12 protein-coding genes, 2 tRNA genes and 2 rRNA genes are annotated in these 16,188 nt (G+C 44.2%); 10 read left to right on the top strand and 6 right to left on the bottom strand.

Features of this window, described 5'->3' with window-relative positions; translation table 11 throughout:
* Positions 1 to 4: 4 nt before the first annotated feature.
* The 4 genes from rrf (ACU01J_RS17405) to ACU01J_RS17420 all read left to right on the top strand — a co-directional run bounded on the left by rrf (ACU01J_RS17405) (position 5) and on the right by ACU01J_RS17420 (position 541).
* A 5S ribosomal RNA gene (gene rrf, locus ACU01J_RS17405) occupies positions 5 to 120 on the top strand.
* Between the two features lie 64 nt (positions 121 to 184).
* Positions 185 to 260 (top strand) — tRNA-Thr (locus ACU01J_RS17410).
* Positions 261 to 317: 57 nt separating this feature from the next.
* A 5S ribosomal RNA gene (gene rrf, locus ACU01J_RS17415) occupies positions 318 to 433 on the top strand.
* Positions 434 to 464: 31 nt separating this feature from the next.
* Positions 465 to 541 (top strand) — tRNA-Asp (locus ACU01J_RS17420).
* A 307-nt stretch (positions 542 to 848) separates the two neighbouring features.
* Here ACU01J_RS17420 and ACU01J_RS17425 read toward each other — a convergent pair.
* From ACU01J_RS17425 to leuA, 5 genes are all read right to left on the bottom strand, one after another.
* Entirely contained in the window at positions 849 to 1,631 is a 783-nt protein-coding gene (locus tag ACU01J_RS17425; RefSeq protein ID WP_481086847.1) for a DUF547 domain-containing protein, read from the bottom strand.
* Positions 1,632 to 1,752: 121 nt separating this feature from the next.
* Positions 1,753 to 2,355, bottom strand: coding sequence for a 3-isopropylmalate dehydratase small subunit (gene leuD / locus ACU01J_RS17430; RefSeq protein ID WP_481086848.1), 603 nt, complete (start codon positions 2,353 to 2,355; stop codon positions 1,753 to 1,755).
* 11 nt (positions 2,356 to 2,366) lie between these two features.
* Complete coding sequence (gene leuC, locus ACU01J_RS17435; RefSeq protein ID WP_481086849.1) at positions 2,367 to 3,764, bottom strand: 3-isopropylmalate dehydratase large subunit; 1,398 nt, start codon at positions 3,762 to 3,764, stop codon at positions 2,367 to 2,369.
* Positions 3,765 to 3,961: 197 nt separating this feature from the next.
* Positions 3,962 to 5,053 carry a 3-isopropylmalate dehydrogenase gene (gene leuB, locus ACU01J_RS17440; protein WP_481086850.1) on the bottom strand — a complete coding sequence of 364 codons (1,092 nt, stop codon included), beginning with the start codon at positions 5,051 to 5,053 and terminating at the stop codon, positions 3,962 to 3,964.
* A gap of 56 nt (positions 5,054 to 5,109) precedes the next feature.
* The gene (gene leuA / locus ACU01J_RS17445; RefSeq protein WP_481086851.1) at positions 5,110 to 6,657 is read right to left on the bottom strand and encodes a 2-isopropylmalate synthase; all 1,548 of its coding nucleotides are present in this window, start codon (positions 6,655 to 6,657) and stop codon (positions 5,110 to 5,112) included.
* 539 nt (positions 6,658 to 7,196) lie between these two features.
* On the opposite strand from leuA, the gene ACU01J_RS17450 reads away from it, so the two are divergent.
* The 6 genes from ACU01J_RS17450 (at position 7,197) to ilvN (ending at position 14,752) form a co-directional block, all read left to right on the top strand.
* Positions 7,197 to 7,727, top strand: coding sequence for a phosphatase PAP2 family protein (locus tag ACU01J_RS17450; RefSeq protein ID WP_481086852.1), 531 nt, complete (start codon positions 7,197 to 7,199; stop codon positions 7,725 to 7,727).
* A complete protein-coding gene (locus tag ACU01J_RS17455; protein ID WP_481086853.1) occupies positions 7,728 to 8,774 on the top strand; it encodes an MJ1255/VC2487 family glycosyltransferase in 1,047 nt (348 codons plus the stop codon).
* Positions 8,775 to 9,159: 385 nt separating this feature from the next.
* Positions 9,160 to 10,119, top strand: a complete 960-nt coding sequence (gene leuO / locus ACU01J_RS17460) for a transcriptional regulator LeuO (protein ID WP_481086854.1) — start codon at positions 9,160 to 9,162, stop codon at positions 10,117 to 10,119.
* Positions 10,120 to 10,285: 166 nt separating this feature from the next.
* Entirely contained in the window at positions 10,286 to 12,094 is a 1,809-nt protein-coding gene (locus ACU01J_RS17465; protein ID WP_481086855.1) for an AMP-dependent synthetase/ligase, read from the top strand.
* Positions 12,095 to 12,531: 437 nt separating this feature from the next.
* Entirely contained in the window at positions 12,532 to 14,256 is a 1,725-nt protein-coding gene (locus ACU01J_RS17470; RefSeq protein ID WP_481086856.1) for an acetolactate synthase 3 large subunit, read from the top strand.
* A 1-nt stretch (position 14,257) separates the two neighbouring features.
* Positions 14,258 to 14,752 (top strand): acetolactate synthase small subunit, encoded by a 495-nt coding sequence (gene ilvN, locus ACU01J_RS17475; protein ID WP_053440230.1) that lies wholly within the window; start codon positions 14,258 to 14,260, stop codon positions 14,750 to 14,752.
* 62 nt (positions 14,753 to 14,814) lie between these two features.
* On the opposite strand, the gene serA is transcribed toward ilvN, so the two are convergent.
* Positions 14,815 to 16,044, bottom strand: a complete 1,230-nt coding sequence (gene serA, locus ACU01J_RS17480; RefSeq protein ID WP_481086857.1) for a phosphoglycerate dehydrogenase — start codon at positions 16,042 to 16,044, stop codon at positions 14,815 to 14,817.
* Positions 16,045 to 16,188: the final 144 nt, after the last annotated feature.

Below are 16,188 nucleotides of genomic sequence, written 5' to 3' on the forward strand. Positions count from 1 at the left end.
TTTGCTTGGCGACCATAGCGATTTGGACCCACCTGATTCCATGCCGAACTCAGAAGTGAAACGAATTAGCGCCGATGGTAGTGTGGGGCTTCCCCATGTGAGAGTAGGACATCGCCAGGCTTTAAATTTATAAAAGAGCCCGTTTGAAAGAACGGGCTTTTTTAGTCCTAAAGGACATCTTGATGCTGATATAGCTCAGGTGGTAGAGCGCATCCTTGGTAAGGATGAGGTCCCCAGTTCGAGTCTGGGTATCAGCACCAGTTACTGTTTGTTTTATGCTTTTTCTAAGAGCCTAAAGCAAAATGTAAAGAATTTTACTTGGCGACCATAGCGATTTGGACCCACCTGATTCCATGCCGAACTCAGAAGTGAAACGAATTAGCGCCGATGGTAGTGTGGGGCTTCCCCATGTGAGAGTAGGACATCGCCAGGTTCTTATTTAGACTTAAGAGTCTAACCAGTGCGGAGCGGTAGTTCAGTTGGTTAGAATACCGGCCTGTCACGCCGGGGGTCGCGGGTTCGAGTCCCGTCCGCTCCGCCACTTATTTAGAAACCCAGTCTTCGGACTGGGTTTTGTCGTTTTAGAAGCCCGTTGCTGACGCAACGGGCTTTTTGCGTTTAAGGGAGGAAGGAACTAATGCTTTGCTAGCGGTGCGAGACTTGTTTCTTGGATCAAAGATGTATTTACTGTCATTCCATAGAACGACGAAGGAGTGAGTAGGGAATCTCTTTTGGTTTTAGGCTCGATATAAAACAGCTATCCAACTCTTTCGTTTCTTGCTTTCGCTAACTACTGTAATAAAAAAAGATGGCACTAATTCTCAGCCCTCTTGGAATTTTCTATTTCACTACTTTTTATCGTTTAAATCCCAGTCATACTCATAGTTAAACTTACCACTGAGAGTACTCAATTCAGGGCGATACTTGGTTAGGTGCTGCACCAATTCTTGTTTGTTACCAAAGTCTTCAGCGAACCAGTCATAAATAGATGAAAGTTGGACATTGTCACCAGAGAGCAAAACGCCTTTATCACTATTAATGAATTCTTTTGCGGCCTTCTCTAATAGTTGTTCAGTGTTATGCGAGGTAAATGCTTGAGGTTGCAAACTGGGGCAGCCTAAACTTGCGCAGTTAACTGCGTAGTGAGTTCGTGGGTCATTCCAAATAGGGCGAAGGATTCTATGCTCAATATCATTGAGGGTGAGATCTTTACCTGCGACATTTACCACGTTATCTTCCCAGGGGCCAAAACTGAACAGGCCGCCAAGTTTAGTAATAGATTTCACTGGATAGTCATCTAAGATCAAGTCGACAGTAATCGCGTTATAGAGGTTAATCCAATACGCATACTGTTCATTCAAAGCGTATTCTCTAGGGTCGATGGCAGAGAGTGAATCGATATAGCGATTTAGTTTCTGCTTGTCTTGGGCTGATACTGAGTCATATTTTACTAGCGTGTTATCACCTTCTATTACTAAATATCTATCAAGAAAATATTGCCATTTTTGATGAGAAATAATAGCAGTATTACTTTGATTAGATTGCTGCCAATAAGGCCAAAGATCTGACTTTGGTGCCGCTAAGGCGTGTAATGAAAATAGGGTTAGTAGCAGAGTAACAATACGTATCATGGGTTAGGCCCCTTAATTTTTCAGCGTTAACTACTAGACCCAACTTTTGGTTAGTTTGTTTCGCTATAAAATAAAAAAGGCTGGCGTTCGCCAACCTTTTTAGTTCATCTCTGAATGAAGACTATTTCAAGAAATTAGGAATATTTGCTTCGAATTCAGCAATTTTGTCTTCATGTTGGAGAGTTAGACCGATATTGTCTAAACCATTTAGTAGGCAGTGACGGCGGAATTCATCAATCTCAAATGAATACTCTTTACCATTTGCACGAACTAGGTTCGCCTCTAGATCGACTTCAACCTCAGCACCTTCATTCGCTTCAACGAATTTGAAGATTTCATCCACTTCTTGTTCGGTTAGACGAACGGGAACCATTTGGTTGTTGATTGAGTTGCCGTAAAAAATATCAGCAAAGCTTGGAGCGATCATCGCTTTGATGCCGTAATCAGCTAGTGCCCATGGTGCGTGTTCACGCGATGAACCACAACCAAAGTTTTCACGAGCAATCAGGATAGAGGAGCCTTGGTAGCGAGGAGCGTTCATGACAAACTCTGGATTTGGCTGCTCGCCAGCGTCATCTAGGAAGCGCCAATCATGGAATAAGTGCTTACCAAAGCCTAAGCGAGATACTTTTTGTAGGAACTGCTTTGGTATAATTGCATCGGTATCAACGTTCGCTGCATCTAGAGGAACAACCAAGCCTGTGTGTTGTTTAAAACCTGACATGACTAGTCTCCTTATAATTCACGAATATCAACAAAGTGACCAGCAATAGCTGCTGCCGCTGCCATTGCTGGACTCACTAGGTGTGTACGACCATCACGGCCTTGGCGACCTTCAAAATTACGATTTGAAGTTGACGCACAGCGCTCTCCTGGACCTAAGCGGTCGTTATTCATTGCTAGACACATAGAACAACCTGGAAGACGCCACTCAAAGCCTGCATCTTTAAAAATCACGTCTAAGCCTTCCGCTTCCGCTTGAGCCTTAACTTGCTCAGAGCCCGGAACGATAAGCGCTTGGACATTCGCTGCAACCTTACGACCTTTAGCAATTTCAGCTGCAGCTCGCATGTCTTCAATACGTGAGTTAGTACAAGAGCCAACGAACACTTTATCGACTTTGTAGTCTGATAGCGCTTTGCCGGCTTCTAGACCCATGTAAGCCAATGCTTTTTCAGCAGAAGCTTTTTCTACTGGGTCAGAAAAACTTTCTGGAGCAGGGATGGGTTGATCAACGGCGATTACCTGACCAGGGTTAGTACCCCAAGTGACTTGTGGTTTAATGTCTGCTGCGTTTAGCGTTACGACTGCATCAAACTCAGCATCATCGTCAGTTTTTAGTGATTTCCAATACTCGATAGCAGCGTCTAGGTCTTCACCTTGTGGTGAGAACTTACGGCCTTTAATGTATTCGAATGTAGTTTTATCTGGTGCGATTAGCCCCGCTTTGGCACCTAGCTCGATAGCCATGTTACATACTGTCATACGACCCTCCATCGTAAGATCAGTAATCGCTTCGCCGCAGAACTCAACTACGTAGCCAGTACCGCCAGCTGCAGTCGTCTCACCGATGATGGCTAGCACGATGTCTTTTGCCGTGATGCCAGGAGCTACCTTACCTTTCACTTCAATCTTCATCGTTTTCGCGCGCGCTTGTTTTAGCGTTTGAGTCGCTAGTACGTGCTCAACTTCTGAGGTGCCGATACCAAATGCTAGCGAGCCAAATGCGCCGTGCGTTGCCGTGTGTGAGTCACCACAAACAATCGTCATACCTGGCAGGGTAATGCCTAGCTCTGGGCCCATCACATGTACAATACCTTGGTACTTGTGGTTGATGTCGTAAAGGGTTACACCAAACTCTTCACAGTTTTTAGATAGCGTTTCCATTTGGATACGTGCCATCTCACCCGAAGCGTTAATATCTTTTGTTTGCGTAGAAACGTTGTGGTCCATGGTAGCAAATGTCTTGTTTACCTGACGCACTTTACGGCCTTTTTCACGTAGGCCATCGAACGCCTGAGGTGACGTTACTTCATGAACTAAGTGGCGATCGATGTATAAAATTGGGTTTTCACCCTCGGCGGCTACAGCGACATGTGCGTCGTAGACTTTTTCGTATAATGTTTTGCCCATTGCTCTTCCTCGTCGTCCTGTCACTACAGTGGCGTTAGCTTCGAACAATCAGTCTAGTCATTTAGCGGACCTAAACTCCTAGGCCTGATTGCTCTCACTGCCTTGCTGTAGCACCAATGACTTAGAGGAAATACCTCTGTCATTGGGTTGATATTATTAATGACGACTTTAATCTGTTGTGTTTGTGTATTCGGTAATTATGAGTTCAAGATGTACTCTGCGATCTTATCGCCCATCTCAGAAGTCGATAGGGCAGGCTTATCACCAGAAAGGTCGCCGGTTAGCTCGCCTGCTGATAGGGCTTTAGATACTGCAGCTTCAATATCTTGCGCTGCAGCTTCTTCACCTAGGCTGTAACGTAGCATTAATGCTGCTGATAGAATTTGTGCCACAGGGTTTGCGATATTTTTACCTGCGATGTCAGGCGCACTACCGCCGGCAGGTTCGTACAGGCCAAACTTACTTTCATTTAGTGATGCTGAAGGTAGCATACCCATAGAGCCTGTGATCATCGCGCACTCATCTGAGATTATGTCGCCGAAGATATTTGAACACAGCATGACGTCGAATTGGGCAGGATCTTTGATTAGCTGCATTGTCGCGTTATCGATGTACATGTGCGAAAGCTCAACATCTGGGTAATCTTTTGCAATTTCTTCGACCACTTCACGCCATAAGATAGAGCTCTGAAGTACGTTCGCTTTATCGATAGAACACACTTTTTTGTCACGTAGACGAGCAGATTCAAAGGCAATCTTAGCGATACGTTCAATCTCGAAACGGTGGTAAACCTCAGTGTCGAATGCTTTCTCGTTTGGACCTTCGCCTTCGCGACCTTTAGGCTGACCGAAGTAGATGCCACCAGTCAGTTCACGTACCACAACGATATCAAAACCGTTACCAGAAATATCAGCACGCAGCGGTGAGAAGCCTTCAAGGCCTTTATGAATTTGCGCAGGACGTAAGTTACAGAACAATTGGAAATGCTTACGTAGTGGAAGTAGTGCGCCACGCTCTGGTTGATCGTTTGGTGGTAGGTGTTCCCATTTAGGGCCGCCAACTGAGCCAAATAGCACTGCATCTGAATCTTCACAAGCTTTTACTGTGCTTTCAGGCAGTGGACAACCGTGGTTATCGATGGCAATACCGCCAACATCATGCTCTTCACGCGCAAATTTGATGCTGTGTTTTTTCTCAATCGCGTCTAGAACTTTGTGCGCTTGAGCCATCACTTCTGGGCCAATGCCATCTCCTGGTAAAACGGCAATGTTGTATGATTTGTCTGTCATGTTATTCCTTTAATTTTTATTTCTTCCAAGGACGGGTCGCACCCTTGGAGTCTTACTTATACTGTTTCGATTTTTTTCTGTTTGATCTCAGCGATCTTGTCAGCACGATGGATGCTGTTGATAACGTGTAATAGCGCCTGGCCAGAAGCTTCTACGATATCGGTTGAAACACCGGTACCGTGATATTTGCGACCTTTGTAGTTAGCAATAATATCCGCTTGACCTAGCCCATCTTCACCTTCGCCTTTTGCGGTTAAATCGAACTTGTCTAGAACAATATCATAACCCGTTACACGATAGATACACTGGTATAACGCATCAACAGGACCATTACCAACCGCAGCTTCAGATTGCTCTTCATCGCCACATTGCAGTTTGATACTGGTGGTTGCCATTACGCTACCCGATTGCACGCTTAGGTAGTTCAATTTGTAGAAGTCATCTTCTTCGCGCAAGTTAGAGAAGTGCATTAGAGCTTCTAGGTCGTAATCAAATACTTGCCCTTTACGGTCCGCTAATTTCAAGAAGTCTTCGTATAGTGCATCTAGATTGTACTCGTCTTCTTTGTAGCCCATGGTGTCCATATGGCTCTTCACGGCTGCGCGACCACTGCGGCTGGTTAGGTTTAGCGCTTGGTTCTTAAGGCCTATCGATTCCGGCGTCATGATCTCGTAGGTATTTTTATTCTTAAGCATGCCATCTTGGTGAATACCTGAAGAGTGGCTGAATGCATTAGCGCCTACGATAGCCTTGTTGTCTTGAATCGGCATATTACAAAGCTGGCTAACCAACTTACTAGTACGGTGAATCTCATCATGTTTTAGATCAGTGTGAACGCCTAATAGCTCTTGTCGAGTCTTGATGATCATCGCAATTTCTTCTAGCGAACAGTTACCCGCACGCTCACCGATACCATTGATAGTCCCTTCAATCTGACGAGCACCGGCTTGCACAGCGGCAATTGAGTTCGCAACAGACATACCTAGGTCATCGTGACAGTGCACAGAGATAATCGCTTTATCGATATTAGGCACACGGTTAAATAGCGTTTGAATAATGCCGCCAAATTCACTTGGTACTGTATAGCCAACGGTATCCGGGATGTTGATGGTGTTCGCGCCAGCATCAATCGCAGCTTCGACCATACGACATAGGTTATCAATTGGAGTGCGGCCGGCATCTTCACAAGAAAACTCTACGTCATCCGTGTATTTACGTGCGTGTTTTACGGCTTTAACACCCATTTCAACTACATCATCATAGCTTCGGCGTAATTTGTCTTGAACGTGAACGGTAGAAGTGGAAATAAAGGTATGAATACGGAATTGGTCAGCAACTTTTAACGCTTCAGCCGCTGCATCAATGTCTTTTGCGACGGCACGCGAAAGGCCACAGATACGGCTGTTTTTAATATTGCGTGCAATGGTCTGTACTGACTCGAAGTCACCTGGTGATGAAACAGGGAAACCCGCTTCAATAACATCCACACCCAGCCTTTCAAGTGCGTAGGCAATTTGCAGTTTTTCTTTAACCGTCAAGCTTGCTGACAACGCTTGTTCGCCATCACGTAGAGTGGTGTCGAAGATAATGACTTGATCGTTCATGAGTGCTTCCTTAGTGATTCGATGCTTACCGCATCTGTTAATCGTTTACTTCGATTACTTAGCTATAAAAAGCTAGGTATAAAAAAACCCGCATCTGAGTGCGGGCTTTTTGAAAATCTTTGTGGTTATTTTTCTTCCACAGCCTACCCGCGCGATGCTTTCACGATAAGGAGGAGGCTCAGCAGGATAGAAAAACGGTTCATCATTGTTAACGATTCCTTTATGGGCGTTAAATAATCCACATGTTTAAGTTAACAAATTAGTACCGCACTAGAGGCGTAACGTCAACCCTAAAGTGACTTTTTTATGCAAGTCAGATCAGTTCAATCAAGAATCCGATAAAATAGACAATTTTAATGGCTGTTTTCATTAAATTTATGAATGTAACCGTTTGCTTTTACTCACTTCGCAATTGTTTGAACATCTACAGCAGATGTTAGCTTTCGCTTTACACTGTCATTGAAACTCAGTGAAAGCGTCACCCACTTGTCATCAACTCTATTTAGCTTGAGCGTAACACCGTACAAAAGGAGTCGGTAATGCGTTCTATTGAGCCAATTGCCAAGTTAGATCTGGCGTTTTCGCTTTTCTGTCTACAGCACAAATTTTCGTATCCTCTGTCTAGAGTAAGTAGGGCTATTTCGCATACAGGAGATGGTCACCTTTATGCGCTTTTGGGGTTAGCTGCGAGTGGCTTTGGAGGGGATAGCGGCCAGCAATTCCTTCTGGTCGGTCTTATGGCCTTTGTCATTGAGCTGCCAATTTATTGGGGAGTGAAAAATCTATTTAAGCGTCGACGTCCCAATGACTGTTCGGACCTTGTTACTTCATTTATTACCCCAAGTGACCGTTACAGCTTACCGTCAGGACATACGGCTGCAGCATTTTTGATGGCGACGCTCATTTCATATTGGTATGTCGACCTGACAATATTTGCGTTCGTTTGGGCTAGCTTGATTGCCAGTGCGCGTATTTTACTTGGTGTTCATTTTCTTACCGATGTCATTCTTGGGGCGGCCTTAGGAGTTGGTTGCGCCAAGTTAGCCATGTTGCTGTTGGGAGGGGGATAAATGAAAATACTTTACGGCATACAGGGAACCGGAAATGGTCATATAGCTCGCGCTAGGGCAATGTCGCGCTGTCTGACCAAGCAGGGGATTGAGGTGGATTATTTGTTCACTGGGCGAGAAAAAGCCAAGTACTTTTCTATGGAAGAATTTGGCGATTATCACACGCGTCGCGGCCTCTCTTTTGCTACTGAGCGAGGCGGTATTCATTACGCGAAAACATTGATGTCTAATAATATATGGCAGCTGTGGAGTGACGTGAGTAGTTTGAGTTTGTCTCGCTATGACTTAGTGCTAAATGACTTTGAGCCAGTATCAGCGTGGGCAGCCAAAAAGCGTGGCGTTCCGTCGATCAGTGTGAGTCATCAAAATGCGTTTCGTTATGCGGTCCCTTTGCAGGGAGCGAATTGGTTAGATAGACAAGTGATAGAGTACTTTGCACCGGCAGATCATTATATCGGCCTGCACTGGCACCATTTTGAACAGCCCATTTTGCCTCCCATTATCCATACAACGAATTTAGCCTGCCGAGAAGAAGCATTTGTGTTGGTTTATTTACCGTTTGAAAGTATCAATGATATCACTGAGCTACTGCTGCGCTTTACCTGTCAATCCTTCGTCTGTTTCCATCCTGAAATTATCGAACATAAGTTGATCGAAAATATTGAGTTCTTTCCATTGAGCTTTGGTGCATTCCAATCCAGCTTAGGTCGTTGTAAAGGGGTGATTACTAATGGCGGATTTGAACTGCCATCCGAGGCGCTTAGCTTAGGTAAGAAACTGTTGCTTAAACCACTGAAAGGTCAGTTTGAACAAGTGAGCAACGTGGCTACCTTAGAAGAGCTGGGGCTTGCTACGCGGATGGAAATTTTGGATCCTTCAGTGGTACGCCATTGGCTAGATGAGCCGAGTGTAGAAAGTGTTACTTATCCTGATGTAGCCACTGCATTAGCGTGTTGGATTAAGCAAGGTGAGTGGGGAGATACGACCGAGCTTAGTCAATCCTTGTGGGAAAAAGTTGATTTTCCCAGTTATGTGAGACGAGTTTAGAATAAATACTGATACAAAATAGTATTATCCATTGGTGCTACTTTGTATCAACCTGCCATTAATAACCCATACAGATGCCTGACACTCCGCTGTAACACATAGGATTAATATCAAATATTTATATATCAAGGGCGTCTATAAATATTTACCTTTTTTTATAAATGGTTTAATTTATTGTAAATAAAGAGTTTTTTAAGTTGGTAAGTAAAAAATGATGATTAATTGTCAATCTTATTGCTAAACGCGGAATGATTCGCCGATAGTAGAAATTCGTCAGAAAACATCTAACAAATAAATATAACGGATGAGACGAGACTTGGGTTTTCTATTCCAACTCAATTTGAATCAAGAACCATTTATGCTGAAGAATTAAGAGGCTTGCCCAATGTTTGACAAGAAAGAGTCTATGAGTGCTATTGCTAGCTACCGTATGGAAAGTACTTTACGTGGAGTAGATCTAAACCTATTAACTGTTTTTGACGCTGTTATGCAAGAGCAAAACATTACTCGTGCAGCGCACAATTTAGGTATGTCCCAACCGGCGGTAAGTAACGCTGTTGCTCGTCTAAAAGTGATGTTTAATGACGAGCTGTTTATGCGCCAAGGTCGTGGTATTCAACCAACCCAGCGTGCTCGCCAGTTATTTGGTCCTGTGCGTCAGGCTCTACAGTTAGTTCGTAACGAATTACCAAGTTCAGTTTTTTCACCTGAAACCTCAACTCGCCTGTTTAAACTAGCGATTTGCAGCCCATGTGACATGCGCTTCGCACCGAAAATTATGTCAACGATTCATGACTTAGCACCAAATGTGCAGCTTCATCTTGATGCGGAGTTTGATCGTCAGCTTGCAGAGCGCATGCGTTACCAAGAGATCGACTTTGTGATTGATTACGCACGTTTTGATGAGCAAGGCTTTTCTAGTACTGAAATCTTCCAAGATGAACTAGTAGTTGTCGCGTCGAAAGGTCACCCTCGTATTCAAGGTTCGGTAACGGCAGACTCATTGCTTCGTGAACGTCACGCAAAACTATCTAAAGTACATGGCCAGCGTAGCTTCTCTGAGCAAGCATATCGCGATCTAGACGTGCAGGCGTACTATGAAGGCACTAGCTTGAGCAACGTACTGTACGTTGTTGGCCAATCTGAACTAGTAACGATTGCTCCGCGTTGGATGGTAGAAAACGCCGCGAACAAAGACCAGCTGCAAGTGAGCGATTTCCCATTTGAAAACGGTAAGATCAGTGGTTTCCTTAGCTGGCACGAATCGAGCGAAAAAGACAAAGGTCATATCTGGCTACGTGACCAGCTTATGGTAATTTGTGGTGAAGTGGTTGCATTAGATTAATCGACTCAATCATCGAAATTATAAAACCTCGGATGGTGAATACTGTCCGAGGTTTTTTATTATTTATATTGATAACTTTGACGCTCATCAGTTGCCTTTTCTAGTCCTAAATGTACACTTGTGCGCTGATTAAAGCTTACATGTGTAAGCTAAAGGTAGACAAAGAATGGCCAACCTAGATTTTCATATCGTAAAACGAATTAGAGACCAAATTGCCAATGGCGGTGACCGCATTGCACTTAAGCACAAAGTCGGCAATATGTGGAACGGCATTAGCTGGAAGCAGTTTGGTCAGCAAGTTGACTCACTTTCACTTGCTCTATTGGCTCATGGAGTTAGAGTTCAGGATAAGATCGGTATCTTCTCCAACAACATGCCACAATGGACAGTGGCTGATTTTGCTGCGCTTCAGCTACGTGCTGTAACCGTGCCTATTTACCCAACAAACACTGCAGCGCAGTCGGCCTATATCTTACAAGATGCGGATGTACGCATTCTGTTTGTTGGTGAGCAGCCACAATTTGATGCCGCTGTCTCAATATTTGACCAATGTGGACAGCTAGAGCTGGTTGTCGCGATGTCGGATGATATTGATCTTGGTGGTTTTGAACATGCGATTGGTTGGCAGCAATTTATTGTTAAAACTCAAGCAGAGCAGCAAGCTGAGCTAAATGAGCGCCTAGCTCAAGCTAACTTCGATGATCTACTGACACTTATCTATACCTCAGGCACAACGGGTCAGCCGAAAGGGGTTATGCTAGATTACGCAAACATCGCTGCTCAACTTGAAGGCCACGACCAACGTTTAAGCCTATCTGAGTCTGATGTGTCATTGTGTTTCTTACCGCTCTCACACGTTTTTGAGCGCGCATGGACGTTTTATGTGCTCTACAAAGGAGCGACTAACTGCTATCTACAAGACACCATGCAAGTGCGTGACGCTTTAAGTGAAGTTCGCCCTACGGTGATGTGTGCGGTTCCGCGTTTCTACGAAAAAATCTTCTCTGCTATCCACGAAAAGGTCGCCAAAGCACCATTCATTCGTAAGGTTCTATTTACTTGGGCAGTGAATATGGGTGCGAAAATGGCAGTTTGTCACCAAGAGGGCCGTAAGCCATCAGTGATGTTGAAGAAGTCACATGCTCTTGCTGACAAGTTGGTGCTATCGAAGCTGCGTGCGCTGCTTGGTGGCCAAATCAACTTTATGCCATGTGGTGGTGCCAAGTTGGATGAGACTATTGGTCGCTTCTTTCATGCGATAGGTATCAACGTTAAGTTGGGCTATGGTATGACAGAAACTACCGCAACGGTTTCTTGTTGGGATGATAAGTGCTTTAACCCAGACTCGATTGGTATGTCGATGCCTGGCGCTCAAGTTAAGATCGGTGAAAACAACGAGATCTTAGTACGTGGTCCAATGGTTATGCGTGGCTACTATAAGATGCCAGGAGAGACGGCAAAAACCTTCGATGAACAGGGCTTCTTAAAGACAGGTGATGCAGGTCACATTGATGAAAATGGTAATGTATTCATTACCGACCGCATCAAAGAGCTGATGAAGACCTCTAACGGTAAGTATATCGCGCCACAAATGGTTGAAGGTACGATTGGTAAAGATCATTTTATCGAACAAATTGCTGTGATTGCTGATACACGCAAGTTTGTTTCTGCATTGATTGTCCCTTGTTACGACTCCCTAGAAGAGTACGCCAAAGAGCTCAATATTAAGTACCATGATCGCGTTGAGCTGGTTAAGCATCACCAAATTGTTGAGATGCTAGAGAAGCGCGTCAATGACCTGCAGAAAGAGTTGGCCAAGTTTGAGCAGGTGAAAAAGTTCAAGCTGCTACCCAAAGCTTTCTCTATGGATGATGGTGAGCTAACACCAACACAGAAACTTCGTCGCAAAGTCATTAATGACAAATATCAGGATGAAATCGAAGAAATGTATAACGATAAAGCGGAGAAGAAGTAGTTTTTAACGAAGTTAATTTTTCTCTTGCTCAATAATCCTCCAAGGCACTTAAAGTGCTTTGGGGGATTTTTTTTACCACTTTAGATTTAAGTAAATGGTTGTCGAATATCATCAGGTGTTACTTTTTATGGATATTATTCAACGTATTTTGATTAAATGTCAGATTAAAGTTCTGGTTAGATTACTCTTGGTAGGTTGTTTATGTGATTTAGTGTTGAAAAATAGCATATCGTTTAAAGTGAGAGAAGAGTCTCATTAGACCCGTTGCTAATTAAACGTTACATTTGTTGCGTGAACTTGTTTGATTTTAACTGCAGACAAGACATAGCCGAAAAAGTGGAAGTATTTCGATTTAGGCTACGAATAAGACCTAGACTATGTAAAACCAGCTCTGAGTGTTGACCTTACACTTTGGATAATTGGTTAAGGAGAAAAGTATGGCAGCAATGTTGTCCGGTGCGGAGATGGTCGTTCAATCTCTGATCGAAGAAGGCGTTGAACAGATCTTTGGTTACCCAGGTGGCTCTGTTCTCGATATCTATGATGCACTTCATGCAAAAACAGACCAAATTAAACACGTTCTTGTTCGTCACGAACAGGCAGCAACGCATATGGCTGATGGCTATGCGCGAGCAACCGGTAATCCGGGGGTAGTACTGGTTTGTTCTGGTCCTGGCGCGACCAATACCATCACTGGTATTGCAACAGCGTATATGGACTCAATTCCAATGATCGTTATTTCAGGTAACGTACCAAACAATATGATTGGTAATGATGCCTTCCAAGAGTGTGACATTGTGGGGGTATCGCGCCCAGTAGTGAAGCACAGCTTCCTCGTGAAGAAAGCGGAAGATATCGCCGAAACGGTTAAAAAAGCCTTCTATATTGCAACAACAGGCCGACCTGGACCTGTGCTTATCGATTTGCCAAAAGATGTCATGAACCCGCAAATCAAGCTACCGTATGAGTACCCAGAATCTATCTCGATGCGTTCTTATAAGCCAACGACGACTGGCCATAAAGGGCAAATCAAAAAAGGTTTGAAAACACTTTTAGAAGCCAAGAAACCCGTGCTTTATGTCGGTGGTGGTGCTGTTATCTCTGAAGCTGAAAAACACTTAACGGAGCTAGCTGAAGCGCTAAACCTACCTGTTGTTAGCACCTTAATGGGGCTTGGGGCTTTCCCTGGTACGCACAAAAATGCGTTAGGTATGCTTGGCATGCACGGTGTGTATGAAGCCAATATGGCGATGCATAATGCTGATCTGATTTTCGGTGTTGGGGTTCGATTTGATGACCGAACCACAAACAATCTTGAGAAGTACTGTCCAAATGCGAAAGTGATGCATATTGATATCGATCCGTCGTCGATCTCAAAAAACGTTAAAGCGGATGTGCCGATTGTAGGCTCTGCTGAAAAAGTGCTAGAGGCGATGGTGAACTTGCTTGAAGAGCAAGGCAGCACCAATGATCAACAAGCGATGAACCGATGGTGGGATGAGATCCAAGTATGGCGTGACCGTAAGTGCTTATCCTACGAAACTTCTCCAGAGCGTATTAAACCGCAACAAGTAATTGAAACGCTGCATAAACTGACAGGTGGAGACGCCTACGTTGCATCAGACGTTGGTCAGCACCAAATGTTTGCCGCTCTATATTACCCATTCAACAAGCCACGTCGCTGGATTAACTCTGGTGGTCTAGGCACGATGGGCTTTGGTCTTCCCGCTGGTATGGGTGTTAAGTTTGCTAAGCCAGATGAAGAAGTGGTGGTTGTGACAGGTGACGGTAGTATCCAGATGAATATTCAGGAGCTATCTACGGCAATGCAATATGATATCCCTGTAAAAATCATCAACTTGAATAACCGTTTCTTAGGCATGGTAAAGCAGTGGCAAGACATTATTTATCAAGGCCGTCACTCTAACTCATACATGAGTTCCGTTCCGGATTTTGCTGCTATCGCTGAAGCGTACGGGCATGTTGGTATTCGTATTGAGTCACCAGATCAGCTTGAAGCTGGTTTGAAGCAAGCGCTGGACATGAAAGATCGTCTGGTGTTTGTCGACATCAATGTAGACGAAACCGAACACGTATACCCTATGCAAATTAAAGGCGAAGGTATGGACAATATGTGGCTAAGCAAGACGGAGAGAACTTAATATGAGACACATTATTTCACTACTAATGGAAAACCAACCGGGTGCTTTGTCGCGTGTTGTTGGTCTCTTTTCTCAGCGTGCTTATAACATTGAGTCATTGACTGTATCTCCGACAGACGATGAAACTTTATCGCGTCTGAATATCACAACGATTTCAGATGATATGGAACTGGAACAAATCCAAAAGCAACTTAATAAGTTGATTGATGTGTTGAAGGTGCAAGAAGTCTCAGAGCTCGATCACATTGAGCGTGAGCTGATGATGGTTAAGGTCAAAGCGAGTGGTTTCTCTCGCGCAGAAGTGAAGCGAACAGCGGATATTTTTCGCGGTCAGATTGTTGATGTCACTGCTTCTCAGTACACAGTACAGATGGCGGGAACCAGTGAAAAGCTTGATGCCTTTATTCAAGCGCTATCTGAAGTCACTGAAGTTTTAGAAGTTGCACGAAGTGGTGTTGTTGGCATTGCTCGTGGTGAGCGTTCACTTAAGCCTTAGTGAATCATAAACAAAAAAACCACCGATAAGTCGGTGGTTTTTTTTGGCTTTGCAATCAGTGATTAGTGCAAGATTCGCGCGCGAATTGTACCTTCTATGCTCTTGAGTTTAGCAAGTGCTTCTTCTGAACGTCCAGTCTCAACATCAATCACAACGTAACCAAAGTCGGCTGCTGTTTGCAGGTACTGACCGGCAATGTTGATCCCTTCTTCAGCGAAGATGGTGTTGATTTGCGTCAGGATACCAGGGCGGTTTTGGTGAATGTGTAGCAGGCGCGAACAGTCACGGTGCTCAGGCAGCGATACTTCTGGGAAGTTAACACTTGATAGTGTCGAGCCATTGTCTGAGTATTTAGCCAGTTTACCAGCAACTTCTACACCAATGTTTTCTTGAGCTTCTTGCGTTGAGCCACCTACGTGCGGCGTCAAGATAACATTATCAAACTTCTGTAGCGGAGACTCAAATGGGTCTGCGTTGGTCTTAGGCTCTGTTGGGAATACGTCGATAGCTGCGCCAGCAATGTGGCCCGCTTCAAGGCTGTGACAAAGCGCTTCAATATCAACCACAGTACCGCGAGCTGCGTTGATAAAGATAGAACCTGGTTTCATACGAGCGAACTCTTCAGCGCCCATCATGTTTTTCGTTTCTGGTGTTTCTGGTACGTGCAGCGTAATCACATCACACTTATTCAGCAGTTCGCTCATGGTGTGAATTTGCGTTGCATTGCCCAGTGACAGTTTATTCTCAATATCGTAGAAATAAACACGCATACCAAGGTTTTCAGCAATAATACCTAGCTGGGTACCGATATGGCCATAACCTATAATACCTAAGCGTTTACCTCGAGCTTCGTAAGAGCTATCGGCGCTCTTTTTCCAAATACCGCGGTGTGCCAGAGCATTCTTTTCTGGAATACCACGTAGAAGTAGAAGAAGTTGACCAAGGACTAATTCTGCAACACTACGAGTATTTGAGAATGGTGCGTTAAACACTGGAATACCGCGTGCAGCTGCAGCATTAAGATCGACTTGGTTAGTACCAATACAGAAACAGCCAATCGCAACCAGTTTTTCAGCCGCGCTGATCACTTCCTTGGAAAGGTTTGTACGTGATCGAATACCAATGAAGTGAACATCCTTCACCGCCTCTAGTAGCTCTTCTTCTGGTAGTGAGCCTTTGTGATATTCAATGTTGGTGTAACCAGCCGCTTGAAGTACTTCTACAGAAGATGGGTGAAGACCTTCTAGCAGGAGGATCTTAATTTTGTCTTTTTCCAGTGAAACTTTGGCCATTATCTTCGTCCTTAAAATGGGGAAATTGGGGCTTAACTGGCGCACAAAGTATGTAATGTAATAAAAGCAAACGTTTCGTTACCTCACAAGGTGACGCAAACGTTTTCCTTGTGCGTCTTCTGTTCACTAAGTTAACAAAAAAAA

The sequence above is a fragment of the Vibrio sp. 2433-A1 genome, from assembly GCF_056726085.1.